The 13,481-nt window shown below is 61.0% G+C and carries 10 protein-coding genes; all 10 read left to right on the top strand.

What is annotated here, in order from left to right; all coding sequences use genetic code 11:
• The first annotated feature begins 157 nt into the window (after positions 1–157).
• Positions 158–2,812 (top strand): DUF4118 domain-containing protein, encoded by a 2,655-nt coding sequence (locus tag ACI2KB_RS28435; protein WP_404640331.1) that lies wholly within the window; start codon positions 158–160, stop codon positions 2,810–2,812.
• A 237-nt stretch (positions 2,813–3,049) separates the two neighbouring features.
• Positions 3,050–3,739 carry a response regulator gene (locus tag ACI2KB_RS28430; RefSeq protein ID WP_404640329.1) on the top strand — a complete coding sequence of 230 codons (690 nt, stop codon included), beginning with the start codon at positions 3,050–3,052 and terminating at the stop codon, positions 3,737–3,739.
• Between the two features lie 455 nt (positions 3,740–4,194).
• Complete coding sequence (gene tssB, locus ACI2KB_RS28425; protein WP_404640327.1) at positions 4,195–4,689, top strand: type VI secretion system contractile sheath small subunit; 495 nt, start codon at positions 4,195–4,197, stop codon at positions 4,687–4,689.
• Positions 4,690–4,728: 39 nt separating this feature from the next.
• Entirely contained in the window at positions 4,729–6,267 is a 1,539-nt protein-coding gene (tssC, locus tag ACI2KB_RS28420; protein WP_404640325.1) for a type VI secretion system contractile sheath large subunit, read from the top strand.
• 21 nt (positions 6,268–6,288) lie between these two features.
• Positions 6,289–7,641: a type VI secretion system baseplate subunit TssK gene (gene tssK / locus ACI2KB_RS28415; protein ID WP_404640323.1), complete on the top strand. Its 1,353-nt coding sequence runs from the start codon at positions 6,289–6,291 to the stop codon at positions 7,639–7,641.
• Positions 7,638–8,327 (top strand): type VI secretion system protein TssL, short form, encoded by a 690-nt coding sequence (tssL, locus tag ACI2KB_RS28410; protein ID WP_404640321.1) that lies wholly within the window; start codon positions 7,638–7,640, stop codon positions 8,325–8,327. The genes tssK and tssL overlap by 4 nt, the downstream gene beginning before the upstream one ends.
• A complete protein-coding gene (locus ACI2KB_RS28405) occupies positions 8,327–9,994 on the top strand; it encodes an OmpA family protein (protein ID WP_404640319.1) in 1,668 nt (555 codons plus the stop codon). Before tssL ends, ACI2KB_RS28405 begins: the two co-directional genes overlap by 1 nt.
• A 34-nt stretch (positions 9,995–10,028) precedes the next feature.
• The gene (locus ACI2KB_RS28400) at positions 10,029–10,520 is read left to right on the top strand and encodes an Hcp family type VI secretion system effector (RefSeq protein ID WP_404640317.1); all 492 of its coding nucleotides are present in this window, start codon (positions 10,029–10,031) and stop codon (positions 10,518–10,520) included.
• A gap of 76 nt (positions 10,521–10,596) precedes the next feature.
• A complete protein-coding gene (gene tssH / locus ACI2KB_RS28395; protein ID WP_404640315.1) occupies positions 10,597–13,266 on the top strand; it encodes a type VI secretion system ATPase TssH in 2,670 nt (889 codons plus the stop codon).
• A partial coding sequence (locus tag ACI2KB_RS28390; RefSeq protein WP_404640313.1) for a hypothetical protein occupies positions 13,259–13,481 on the top strand: 223 nt, incomplete at its 3' end. The genes tssH and ACI2KB_RS28390, both read left to right, overlap by 8 nt.

Here is a 13,481-nt window from a genome sequence, read left to right as displayed (position 1 = left end):
TCAGAAATCTTCGGCTCAGCGCGATGATTGTGGGAGCCGGCTAGCTGGCGAATGCATCTTGTCAGTCATTCGAACATTGCTTGATACACCGTTTTCGCCAGCAAGCCGGCTCCCACAACGTTTGTACCGGAGCCAGTCAACAAACAGGACACCCCACGTGAACTCAGACACCCGCGCCGACGCCTTGCTGGCTTCTCTCCCCCGAGATGACCGTGGCCGTCTGAAAGTATTTCTCGGCGCAGCCCCCGGCGTGGGCAAGACGTTCGCCATGTTGCAGGCCGCCCACACCCAGTTGCGTCAGGGCGTGTCGCTGCTGGTCGGCGTCGTCGAAACCCATGGTCGCGCCGAAACCGAAGCCTTGCTCGGCGGCCTGCCGCAGTTGCCCATGCTGCGTTCCGAATACCGTGGAGTGATGCTCGAAGAGATGGACCTCGATGGTCTGCTTGCCGCAAAACCGAAACTGGCACTGGTCGACGAGCTGGCCCACAGCAATGCGCCCGGCAGCCGTCACGCCAAGCGCTGGCAGGACATTCAAGAGCTGCTCTCGGCGGGGATCGACGTCTACACCACGGTCAACGTCCAGCACCTGGAAAGCCTCAACGATCAGGTGCGCGGCATCACTGGCGTGCAGGTGCGCGAAACCTTGCCGGACTGGGTGTTGCAGGAAGCCTATGAACTGGTGCTGATCGACCTGCCGCCCCGCGAACTGCTGGAGCGCCTGCGCGACGGCAAGGTTTACGTGCCGGAGCAGGCGCGCGCGGCCATCGACGCGTTCTTCACTCAGACCAACCTCACTGCGCTGCGTGAATTGGCCATGCAGACCGCGGCGGCGCAAGTCGATAACGATCTGGCGCAAGGCTACCGGCAACTGGGTCAGGCCGCGCCTGCGGTGCGCGGGCGTCTGTTGGTGGGGGTCGATGGCGATGCCCAAGCCGAGCGGCTGGTGCGCCATGCCAGTCGCGTTGCCCAGCGTCGGCACCTGCCGTGGAGTCTGGTGCATGTCGACAACGGGCGGTTTTTCGATGAACTGGCCCGCAGCCGTCTGCAAAGTGCTCAGCAACTGGCCGAACGGCTGGGCGGCGAAGTCGTTGTGTTGCGTGCGCCGGAGGTGGCCAAGACCCTGATTCAACACGCCGCCGAGCGTCGCGCCAGCCTTGTGCTGGTAGGCCAGTCCCGGCCTCTACTGCGCCGGCGCGTGTTCGGTGGCGGGCTGGCGGCGCGCCTGTTACGCAATGCACATGGGTTGGAAATCAACGTGCTCGACAGCGAAGCACGTCCTGATCAGCCTCGCTCCATCACCCCGCGCTCGCTGCGCTGGTTCGATTATCTGTTGGCGGTGCTGGCGACGGTCGGGGCCAGTGCGCTGGCGTGGGCGGTGTCCAGCGTGTTGGCTTTGCCCAACATCTCGCTGGTGTTTCTGGCGGCGGTGCTGTTGGTGGCCGTGCGCAGTAGTGTGGGGCCTGCGATGGTCTGCTCGGTGCTGTCGTTTCTGGCGTATGACTTCCTGTTCATTCCGCCGAATTTCTCCCTGAGTATTCAGCGCGAAGAAGACGTGCTGACCCTGTTGTTCTTCCTGATGATGGCTGCGTTGACCGGCAACCTCGCGGCCCGTCAGCGTCGGCAGTTGCAGGCATTACGCGACACGCAGGAAGAGACCAGCGAGCTGCTCGACCTGTCGAAACGACTGACCGCAGCGACGGACAGACAGGCCGTGCTCAGTGCCGCCGAGCATCATTTGGCGGGGTGGCGCGAGCTGCAGCTGTGCATCCTCGATCACGATACAGCCCAAGGCTGGAAAGTCGAAACAGGAGGGCCGCTGGAGTTCGTCGAATTCGAACGCGCCGCCGCCGATTGGGCCTGGCAACACGGCCAGCCTGCGGGCAAAGGCACGGGCACTCTGCCATCGGGCAGTTGGTGGTGGCTGCCGTTGTGGGTCGACGACGCGCCGCTGGCGTTGCTCGGTGTCAGGCCACGTTCGGGGCAGGATTTTACGGCTCAGCGCCGACGCCTGCTGACCGCGCTGAGCCAGCCCTTGGGTCAGGCGCTGGCCCGTGCTCGTCTGGCTGAGGACCTGGAAGCCGCGCGTTTGCACGGCGAAACCGAGCAATTGCGCAGCGCTTTGCTGGCATCGGTGTCCCACGACCTGCGCACGCCGCTGACCGCCATGCGCGGCAGCATTGACAGCTTGTTGGCGTTGGGCGAGGCGATTCCCGTGGACGACCGCCGCGAATTGCTGGAGGGCACGCGCGATGAAGCCGAGCGCCTGGACCGCTACATCCAGAACCTGCTGGACATGACGCGCCTGGGCCACGGCGCACTGAAACTGGCGCGGGACTGGGTCTCGCCCGGTGACATCGTTGGCAGCACGCTGAACCGCCTGCGTGCGGTACTGGCACCGTTGCAGGTCATTACCGATCTGCCCGCCGAACTGCCGTTGCTCTACGTTCACGCTGCGCTGATCGAACAGGCGTTGATCAATGTGGTGGAGAATGCGGCGCGGTTTTCGCCGCTTCATGGCCGTTTGCAGATTCAGGTCAGCGCGTCGGCCGAGGAACTGGTATTCGCGGTCAGCGACGAAGGCCCCGGCATTCCCGAAGCCGAACGGGCGAAGATCTTCGACATGTTCTACACCGCTGCGCGGGGCGACCGCGGCGGACAGGGCACCGGACTGGGTCTGGCGATCTGTCAGGGCATGGTCGGCGCCCATGGTGGGCGTATCAGCGTCGGCGAGGGTATCGACGGACGCGGCACCTGCATCAGCCTACATTTGCCATTGCAGGCGCAGCCTGAGGCGGAAATGGAGCAGGCGTAGTCAAGCGGCTTTGCGGTAGGCTGGCGGCCATCCTTTGTATGCGTTTTTTTGTGGAAGCCGCTTCATGGGTGATGGTGGGAGGTCACAGTCCTCATTCGCCAGCAAGCCGGCTCCCAGAAGGGCTGTGCTCGACCTCAATCTCGCATTCGACTCTGAACATGTGGGAGCCGGCTTGCTGGCGAAAGCGATGCATGAGTTACCTCATCTCTAACTGATATACCGTTTGACAGGATTTCCATGAGCCAGACCCCCACCATCCTGGTGATCGACGACGAGCCGCAGATTCGCAAATTTCTGCGCATCAGCCTCGCGTCACAAGGCTACAAAGTGCTGGAAGCCGGAACTGGCACCGAGGGTCTGAGTCAGGCCGCGCTGAACAAGCCCGATTTGCTGGTGCTCGACCTGGGCCTGCCAGACATCGACGGCCAAAATGTGCTGAGCCAATTCCGCGAATGGTCGAGTGTGCCGGTGCTGGTGCTTTCGGTGCGGGCCAGCGAGGGTGAGAAAGTGCGCGCGCTGGACGCCGGGGCCAATGATTACGTGACCAAACCCTTCGGCATTCAGGAGTTTCTGGCGCGGATCCGTGCGCTGTTGCGGCAAGTACCGGACAGCAGCCAGACAGAGGCAGCGTTGGTCATCGGCCCGCTGACGGTCGATCTGGCGTACCGTCGGGTGCTGCTCGACGACAACGAAGTCGCCCTGACCAAGAAGGAATACGCCGTGCTGGCCCAACTGGCCCGCCACCCAGGTCGGGTGATCACCCAGCAACAACTGCTCAAGGACATCTGGGGTCCGACTCACGTGGAGGACACCCATTATCTGCGTATCGTGGTCGGCCACTTGCGGCAGAAACTGGCTGACGATCCTGCGGCCCCGCGATTCATCATGACCGAGGCGGGGGTGGGGTACCGACTGATGGTGCTCTGATGCGTACCCGTGGAACTCGCCCGTCATCGGGAAATTACCGTATTTGGTGCTCCGAGTTTCATGGGTCCCACACAGTCGATCTCTCTCGCTTGCGTGAAATTTCCGAATTCTTTTAACCCCCTTGTGCTGGAAGGTAATCCTATCTAGCCTTCTCCTCATCGATATAGCAGATCTCCCCTTTGGCTCCTCGTTAATAAAATACATAGGCGGTCGCGGTGCGCTCAGTCGATGAAGTGATTATTGCCAAATTAGAAAACAAGTAAGACGTTTCTGAAAGTTGCCTTGGGGGCTGGAATGTTCCCGGTCGTCTCTATATCGTGCTGCCCGTCAAAAGCACTGGGGTGCGTTAGACATTTAACTCTTTTGGTTTGCCATCGGTCTGTGGGTGGTTTGCAAGTTTGTATTAAACGGAATGTTTATATTCGATCACGCTCGCGTCCGGTCAAGGAGAAGTCATGGCCTCGAACAGTTTTCAAAATGAAGTGCCGAAAGCGCGCGTCAACATCAAACTCGATCTGCACACCGGCGGCGCCCTGAAAAAGGTCGAGCTGCCGCTCAAGCTCATGCTGATGGGGGACTACAGTAACGGAAGGGAAACGGCCCCGTTGTCAGAACGGCACAAGGTCAACATCAACAAGAATAATATCGACAGCGTGTTATTCGAGTACGCGCCCAGTGTGAAACTGACCGTAGAAAATATCGTGGCAGGAGAGGGGGGCGAGGCTGGCGTTGCGCTTGAGTTTCGCGCCATGAAAGATTTTGAACCCGAGCACGTCGCCCGGCAAATTCCGGCGTTGCGTGCGCTGTTGGCCATGCGCAATTTACTGCGTGACCTCAAATCCAATTTGCTGGACAACGCAACGTTTCGCCAGGAACTGGAACGCATTCTTCGAGACGATACATTGAGTGACGGACTTCGCGCCGAGTTGGCTGCCTTGGCCACGGAATAGTTATCTCGGTTTTACGTGGTTTTCTTATAGGGAATATTCATGTCTGTAAATAATACCGGCGCGACTTCGCGCGACGCTCCCGTATTGCCGGAAGAAACGCAAAGTGTTTACGGGGACTTGTTCAGCAAGATCAATCTCAGCCCGGTTGAAACCCTGGGCAACATCGAATCGTTCCAGAACATTGAAGCGCTGTCTGATGTCTCGACCGACGAGCGGGTGACCGCGGCTGTCAGTGTATTTCTCGATCTGTTGAAACAGTCGTCGCGCAAAGTGCAGCGCCTTGACAAAACCCTGCTCGACGAGCACATCGCCGCACTTGACTGCCAGATCAGCCGTCAACTGGATGCGGTCATGCACCATCCTGATTTCCAGCGCGTCGAGTCTACCTGGCGGGGTGTGAAGTCGTTGATCGATCAGACTGACTTCCGTCAGAACGTGCGCATCGAATTGCTGGATGTCAGCAAGGATCATCTGGTCCAGGACTTTGAAGACGCCCCGGAGATCACCCAGAGCGGGTTGTACCTGCACACGTACACCCAGGAATACGATACCCCCGGCGGAGAGCCTATCGCGGCAGCCATTTCAAATTATGAGTTCGGGCGTGGCCCGCAGGACATTGCGCTACTGCGCAATATTTCGAAAGTCGCGGCGGCAGCGCACATGCCTTTTATTGGGTCCGTGGGGCCGGCGTTTTTCGGCAAGCAGAGCATGGAGGAAGTGGCGGCGATCAAGGACATCGGCAACTACTTCGATCGAGCCGAATACATCAAGTGGAAGTCGTTTCGCGACAGCGATGATGCGCGCTACATCGGCTTGACCCTGCCACGGGTACTGGGACGCCTGCCGTACGGTCCCGACACCGTTCCCGTGCGCAGCTTCAACTATGTCGAAAGCGTGAAAGGCGTCGACCACGACAAGTACTTGTGGACCAATGCGTCATTTGCCTTTGCCGCGAACATGGTCAAGAGCTTCATCGCCAATGGCTGGTGCGTGCAGATTCGAGGGCCGCAATCCGGTGGCGCCGTCCAGGATCTGCCGATTCACCTCTACGACCTTGGTACGGGCAATCAGGTCAAGATTCCGTCGGAAGTCATGATTCCCGAAACGCGGGAGTTCGAATTCGCCAATCTGGGTTTCATCCCGCTGTCGTACTACAAGAACCGTGATTACGCCTGTTTCTTCTCGGCGAATTCGACGCAGAAACCAGCGTTGTACGACACTGCTGACGCCACCGCCAACAGCCGCATCAACGCGCGCCTGCCTTACATCTTTCTGCTCTCACGCATTGCCCATTACCTGAAGCTCATCCAGCGAGAAAACATTGGCACCACCAAGGACCGCCGCCTGTTGGAGCTGGAGCTGAACACGTGGGTCAGTGGGCTGGTGACCGAAATGACCGATCCGAGCGACGACCTTCAGGCGTCTCATCCGCTGCGTGAGGCGCGGGTGATCGTCGAGGACATCGACGACAACCCCGGCTTCTTCCGCGTCAAGTTGTTCGCCGTGCCGCATTTTCAGGTGGAAGGCATGGACGTCAACCTGTCGCTGGTTTCGCAAATGCCCAAGGCCAAGGCCTGAGTCTCGCAGGGAGTCTGAGCGATGAAGATTGACCGCCCGCTGTGGGCCGCAGGTGCGCTGCTGTCTCAGCAGCAATTTCAACAGCAGGCTCGCTGGGAAGCGTGGAGCCAGGAGCGTCTGGCGCATTTGTCATGGGTTCATCCGTGGGGTGTTCAGGCGGTGCAGTTCGATCAGCAGGCCTTGATGCTGGGTAAGCTCAAGGCCAGTCGGTTAAGTCTGCAGCTGCCGGACGGCACACCGATCGACACCGATCATGTGGACCGTTTGCCCGACGCACTGGCACTGGATGCTCTGCCCGCCACGCTTCAAGAGGCGTTGGTGCTGCTCGCATTACCGCTTGAACAGGGCAATGGCGGCAATTGCCTGTTCGACGGCGAGCGTGCTGTCCGACCGATGCGCTACCGCCAGGACTGGCGCAACGTGCAAGACATCCATGGCGACGAGGCCCAGTCGATGGGCGTGCTGGAACACGTCCTGAGCCTGCGCTTGTCCTGCGACAGCAACGCGGATTACGTCACGTGCCCTGTCGCCCGCCTGGCACGCGACGGCCAGGGCGCCTGGACGCTGGATCCGGACTACGTGCCGCCCTTGCTCAGCTTTGCGGCGCATCCTGGGCTGTTGGTTCAACTGGACAATCTGCTCACGCAGGTGGCTGCCAAGCGGCAGCGTTTGATGGGCATGCGCCGGGAAAGCAATCAGCGCATGGCCGACTTTGCCGTAGCGGATGTGTCGCTGTTCTGGCTCCTCAACGCTCTCAACACCTATCAGCCGGTATTGGCCGATGTGCTGAAGTATCCGAACCGGCACCCCGAAGCCGTGTACCTGGAGCTGATCAGGTTTGCAGGCAGTCTGTTGACGTTCTCGCTGGAGCACGACATTGACCGTATTCCGGCGTACAGCCATGAGCACTTGAGCAGCGTTTTTCGGCCGCTGATGCAGACGATCTCCACGTTGCTCGAAGCCAGTCTTCCGTCCCGCGTGGTCACGCTGGAACTGGAGAAGAAGGGCGCCAATCGCTGGCAGTTCAAACTGCATGACCCGCGTCTGTGCGAGCCGGAGGGCGCCGATTTTTACCTGTCCGTACGTTGCCGCGAGTCGGCGGCATTCCTGCAAAAGGAGTTTCCGGTGCTGTGCAAGGTCGGGACGCCTGATGACGTCTTCCAACTGCGTAACAGCGGGCGGGACGGCACGCTGTTGCAGTCACTCAGCCACGTTCCGGCGGCGATCCCGTTACGTCTGGAAAACCAGTATTTCGCCTTCGATTTCAAACATGCTCAGGGGCGGGCAATTCTGAACGAAGGGGTCTGCGCCCTTTACATCTCCAAGCCTCTGGATGACCTGAAACTCGAACTGTTTGCGGTGTTGCGCACATGAGCCTGTTCAAATCCACGACCTCGCCCTTTGCTGGCGTGAACACCGATGAGTTGCTGCAGGACAGCTACCTGCTGATCATCGAACTGCGTCAGGGAGGCCGGGCCAGAAGCAACAATGAACTGTGGAACCTGTGCGCCGCGCAGGTTCAACACGTACGTGACGCGCTCCAGAGGGCGGGTTTCAGTCAGCGCAGCATTGACAGCATCAGCCATGCGCAATGCGCGCTGCTCGATGAAACCGTGTTTACCTGCGCCGAGGAAACCGCGAAGGAAACATGGGCCCGCGAGCCGCTTCAGGTGCGGTTCTTCAATCGTCATCAGGCGGGCGAATTTCTTTATGAGGAAATGCGTGAAGCCTTGCGTGCGCCAGTCCTCGATCCTCACGTCCTGACGGTGTATCAGCGAGTGTTGACGTTGGGGTTTCTCGGGCGCTACAGGGACTTCGACCACCCGGAGCGGCAGGAGCTGGTCCACGCGCTGCGGGAAAAAGTGCTGCACTGGCGCATCGGTCCTGCGCTAGGCAGGCAACTCGTTGGCAGACGGCTGTCAGACGCATTTCGGTGGCGAGGCTCGCCAGTGCTTCATGGCCTGCTGGCGACGATGCTGCTCGCCGGGCTCTGGTGGGGGCTGGATCAGCATTTGTCGGATCTGATCGCGTCGATGGCTCCGGTGCGGGGAGCGCTCTGATGACGCTCAAACTGACCCGGATGCTCTACCTGTGGACGGCGGGTTTGCTGCTGGCATTGTGCGCGATCCTTCCTCTGGCGACGATGCATCGTGTCCTCGCGATCTTGGTGGTGATGGCGCTGACAACCCTTGCGTGGCTGATGGCCGGGCGCAGGGCGCCGCCTTCGCCGGATTGCGCTGAAACGCTGGCCCGATTGAAATCGGCAGGCAGGGTGCCTGTGGTGCTGGTCTGCGGTGACGGCCAGACCGAATCGCCGTCCCCGTTGGGCGGTGAGGCCGAGCGCCTGCGCGTCACTCGTTCCGGGGTGTACCTGGCAATCCCCGATGTGTTGCACCTGCCGGAAACCGTGACGCGCCTGATCGCGCAGTACCCGGATTGCCGTGATCGCTTGCGCGTGATGTTCGTGGTCAATGCGGTCGAGCATGATGATGCGTCGGCGCTGGCGGGTCATGTGCGCACCTTCTGCCACCAGTTGGCGGTGGCTCGCAGGAGCCGTGCGCCACTGCCGTTGATGCTGGTGAGTTATCAGCAGACTGTCGTAACCGATCCCGTGTGGTTCAGTTGGCACGCCGGCGGCTCAGATGCATTGGTTCATGATGCCGGTGCGTGCCTGACCGCAGCCGACTGGCAACGTGCAGAGCAACAGGACGATCGCCTGAAAGCCTGCATTCAGGCCCATCACGCAGCGCATTGGTTGGGCGAACGCGTCCTCCCGCACATGAGTGTGCGAATGGCGGTCTGTTCAATAGCCGCCGTGCCGATACTGCCTCGATCCGTTGAGGGCAACCTGTGGCAACAATGGCTCCAGGGCAAGATCGCGCTGGCGCAGGCGGTTCCCGATGTGCCCGGGATAGCATTGCCGCTGCCCGATCCACTGCTGCCGTTACTGCCAAGGCCGGTGGCGCGTACTGCCCGACGTCGTGCCTTCACGATTGCGCTATGGGCATTCACCTCGGCTGCCGCCATCGCGCTGCTCAGTTCCGACCGGCAGAACATGTTGTTGCTGCGTCAGGTCACGGATGACGTACACCGATACACCGTGATCACGGCGGCACAACGGCGTGATCAGCCGGAGTTTGCGCGTCAGGAACAGGCCATCGAAGCCCTGCGTGAAGACCTTTCCTTGCTGGACAACTACTGGCGGCATGGCGAGCCGCTGTCGCTGGGGTTTGGCCTGTACCGGGGTGAGCAGTTGCGCGCGCCCTTGCTGGCCATGATTGCCGGGCACCACCCACCGCCCCATGACCCAGTGGTGCAACTGATCGTCCCCATACGCTTGAACAGCCTGTCGCTGTTCAGCAGCGGCAGCGCCCAGCTCAGGCCTGATTCGACCAAGGTGCTGATCAACGCTTTGCAGGGGATCAAGGCTCAGCCGGGTTGGCTGATTGTGATCAGTGGCCATACCGACTCCATCGGCAGCGCCGAGCACAACCTGCTGCTGTCCCGCTCCCGTGCGGCCGCAGTACGGGACTGGATGCAGCGCATGGGGGACATCCCTGCCCGTTGTTTCGCGGTGCAGGGTTTCGGCGATACCCAACCGATCGCCAGCAATGACAACGAAGCCGGTCGCCGTGCGAACCGCCGTGTCGACATTCGTCTGGTGCCCGAAGCGGAGGCCTGTATGCCTTCCGGCTCGGTCGCTGACGTTTCCACCCCTGCCGCATGACGCGGCACACAACGCTGTAAACAAGGAGCTTCACATGGCTATACCCGTTTATCTGTGGCTGCAAGACGATGGTGGCGCAGAGATCAAAGGTTCGGTCGACGTTCAGAACCGGGAAGGCAGCATCGAAGTGTTGGCCCAAGATCACAACGTCTACATCCCCACCGACAGCAACACCGGCAAGCTGACCGGGGCACGGGTGCACACCCCGTTTCGTTTTACCAAGGAAATCGATGCGTCCAGCGCGTACCTGTACAAGGCCGTGACTTCCGGGCAGACCCTCAAGAGTGCCGAATTCAAGTGGTACCGCATCGACGATGCCGGTCAGGAAGTCGAGTACTTCAACACCCGGCTGGAGAACGTCAAGGTGGTCGGCGTGGCGCCGAAGATGCACGACGTCAAGGACCCCTCGAAGGAGAAACACAACCATCTGGAGATGATCGAGCTGCGCTACGAAAAGATCATCTGGACCTACAAGGACGGCAACATCATTCACTCCGACGCCTGGAGCGAGCGTCCGAGCGCATAACCCGCCACGGCACGCGTGGTGGACCACGTGTGCCGTTTCCCCGACATCCCCTGACCCCAGAACAAGGATGTGCCCGATGGTACAGAACCCCACCCGTTTGTTGCGTCGCCTGAACCCTTACTGCGCTCAGGCATTGAGTTCGGCCGCGTCGTTGTGCCAGACCCGCGCGCACCCCCATGTGAGCGTCGAGCACTGGCTGTTCAAGCTGTTAGGGCAGGCCAATGGTGATCTGCCCCTGATCGTGCGCCGCTACGAATGGGACATGGAGGCGCTCTGGACAGGGCTGTGGAATCATCTGGACGCTCTGCCTCGCAGCATGCAGGACAAGCCGCGGTTGTGCGGCAAATTACAGAAACTGATCGAAAATGCCTGGTTGCTGGCGTCACTGGACGGCGACCATGACCGGCTGCGCTCAGTCCATCTGCTGGGTGCTCTGATCGAGATGCCGGAACTCTTGACCTGTGAAGCGGCGTGGCCGTTGCTCAGTCTGAGCCGGGTGCAGCTCGAACAACTCGTGCCTTTTCTCCACGAACATTCTGAAGAAACACAACAGGCTCGACAGGATGAACACCTGGTCCAGCCATATGTGGCAACGGACGAGGTGACCGGGCCTCCCGTTGCCACGCCGTCTTCTCATACGACCCACGAAGCGCTCGACGCCTTCACTCAGGACCTGACCGCCAAAGCCGAAGCTGGACAGCTCGACCCGGTGTTCGGGCGCGACGATGAAATCCGTCAGGTGATCGACATCCTCAGTCGTCGCCGCAAGAACAATCCGATCCTGGTGGGCGAGCCGGGTGTCGGCAAGACCGCACTGGTTGAAGGCCTGGCGCTGCGCATCGCCCAGGGCCAGGTGCCGGACAGCCTGAAAACGGTCCGCGTGCATTCGCTGGATCTGGGTCTGTTGCAGGCGGGGGCGGGCGTCAAGGGCGCCTTCGAACAGCGGCTGAAAAACGTCATTCAGGCCGTGCAGTCGTCGAGCAAGCCCATCCTGCTATTCATTGACGAAGCGCACACGTTGATCGGCGCCGGGAATCAGGCCGGGAGTGGCGATGCCGCGAACCTGCTCAAACCGGCATTGGCGCGGGGAGAATTGCGTACCATCGCCGCGACCACCTGGGCCGAGTACACCCAGTATTTCGAACGCGATGCCGCGCTGGAGCGCCGCTTTCAGAAGGTCAAGGTGGATGAGCCTGACGATGCGACGGCGTGTGTCATGCTGCGGGGCCTCAAGGCCAGCTACGCCCGGCATCACGGCGTGCACATCCTTGACGGGGCAGTGGAAGCCGCAGTCAATCTGTCGCGCCGCTACCTTACCGGCCGCCAGTTGCCGGACAAAGCCGTCGACCTTTTGGACACCGCCAGCGCACGGGTGCGCATGAGCATCGATTGCGAACCTCATGCACTGGTGCGGCTCAAGGCTGAACGCGCCTCGCTGGAGGTGGAAAGCCAGGCGCTTGAGGCCGATCGACAGGTGCACGGCATTCAGGCCCAAGGGCGTCTGGCAAAGATTGCCGAACGTCAGGCCGAACTCGGTGAACAACTGGTAACGCTTGAGCAGCAATACCGCGAAGAGTTGCGCCTGAGTCACGACGTGCTTGCCATGCGCCGTGGTGAATCCCCTCAAAACGACTGCGCACTGTTGCGCCAGGAGCTGGTCCGGATTCAGGGTGCACAACCCCTGGTCTCGCTGGACGTCGATGCGCGCAGTGTCGCTGAAGTGGTCGCCGACTGGACCGGCGTGCCACTGGGCAATCTGCTCAAGCACGAGCAAACCCGCCTGCTGGAGCTGGAGCAACAACTGGCGCAGCGCGTGATCGGCCAGGACCACGCGCTGAGCGCGCTGGCACAGCGGCTGCGTGCGGCCAAAACCGGCCTTACCGGCGAAGATGCGCCGCTGGGTGTGTTCCTGCTGGTGGGGACCAGCGGCGTCGGCAAGACCGAGACCGCGCTTGCGCTGGCCGATCAGTTGTTCGGTGGCGAGCGTTCGCTGATCACTCTCAACCTCTCTGAATATCAGGAAGCGCACACCGTCAGCCAGCTCAAGGGTTCGCCGCCGGGTTACGTCGGTTACGGTCAGGGCGGCGTATTGACCGAGGCCGTTCGCCAGCGACCCTATAGCGTGGTCCTGCTCGACGAAGTGGAGAAGGCCCACCGTGATGTACTCAATCTGTTTTATCAGGTGTTTGATCGTGGCTTCATGCGCGACGGGGAAGGGCGAGAGATCGATTTTCGCAACACCGTGATCGTTATGACCTCCAACCTGGGCAGCGATGCCTTGCAGGCCTGTCTTGAGCAACAGCCCGACGCGCCTGACGCGACGTTGCACGAACGGCTGCGGCCCATCCTGCGCGAGCATTTCCAACCCGCGTTGCTGGCCCGTTTCCAAACCCTGATCTATCGCCCGCTGCACGCGTCGGCGCTCAGAACCATCGTCACCCTCAAATTGGACAAAGTGGTACAGCGCCTGCGTCGCCACTATGGGCTGAACGGCCAGATCGACGAACGCCTCAGCGATGTATTGGTCGACGCCTGCCTGCTGCCAGACAGCGGTGCGCGTAACATCGACAGCGTGCTCAATCAGCAGATTTTGCCAGTACTGAGCCAGCAGTTGTTGCAGCGTCAGGCGCTGGGCCAGCCCACACAAAGCGTCACGCTGAGCTATTGCGATGAAGAGGGCATCACCCTTGAATTTTCCGAAGGCGCGACCGCCGAATCGCTGAACGAGGAGAGCGCCGATGTTTGAGCCTTCTCGTCTGTTCTTCGACCACTCCCGCCATACCCTCTGGGTCTGCAGCCTCGACACCACCCTCGACGTCCTGACCTTCACCGGCACCGAGCGCCTGAGCGAGCCGTTCACCTACCGGATCGAATTCACCTCGTCAGATCAGGACATCGCCGCCGAGCGCGTGCTCAACCGTCAGGCCCGTTTCAGCCTGCACGCCGTGCCCGACCCGCTGG

Source organism: Pseudomonas sp. NPDC088444 (assembly GCF_044900175.1).
In the GTDB taxonomy this organism is placed as follows: Bacteria; Pseudomonadota; Gammaproteobacteria; order Pseudomonadales; family Pseudomonadaceae; genus Aquipseudomonas.
This window is presented reverse-complemented; position numbering and strand designations above follow the sequence as displayed.

Excerpts from the sequence above, each read along its gene's own strand:
- tssK (WP_404640323.1), top strand. The coding sequence starts at position 6,289 with ATGAAGATTGACCGCCCGCTGTGGGCCGCAGGTGCGCTGCTGTCTCAG.
- ACI2KB_RS28405 (WP_404640319.1), top strand. The coding sequence starts at position 8,327 with ATGACGCTCAAACTGACCCGGATGCTCTACCTGTGGACGGCGGGTTTG.
- tssB (WP_404640327.1), top strand. The coding sequence starts at position 4,195 with ATGGCCTCGAACAGTTTTCAAAATGAAGTGCCGAAAGCGCGCGTCAAC.
- ACI2KB_RS28400 (WP_404640317.1), top strand. The coding sequence starts at position 10,029 with ATGGCTATACCCGTTTATCTGTGGCTGCAAGACGATGGTGGCGCAGAG.
- tssL (WP_404640321.1), top strand. The coding sequence starts at position 7,638 with ATGAGCCTGTTCAAATCCACGACCTCGCCCTTTGCTGGCGTGAACACC.
- ACI2KB_RS28430 (WP_404640329.1), top strand. The coding sequence starts at position 3,050 with ATGAGCCAGACCCCCACCATCCTGGTGATCGACGACGAGCCGCAGATT.
- tssC (WP_404640325.1), top strand. The coding sequence starts at position 4,729 with ATGTCTGTAAATAATACCGGCGCGACTTCGCGCGACGCTCCCGTATTG.
- tssH (WP_404640315.1), top strand. The coding sequence starts at position 10,597 with ATGGTACAGAACCCCACCCGTTTGTTGCGTCGCCTGAACCCTTACTGC.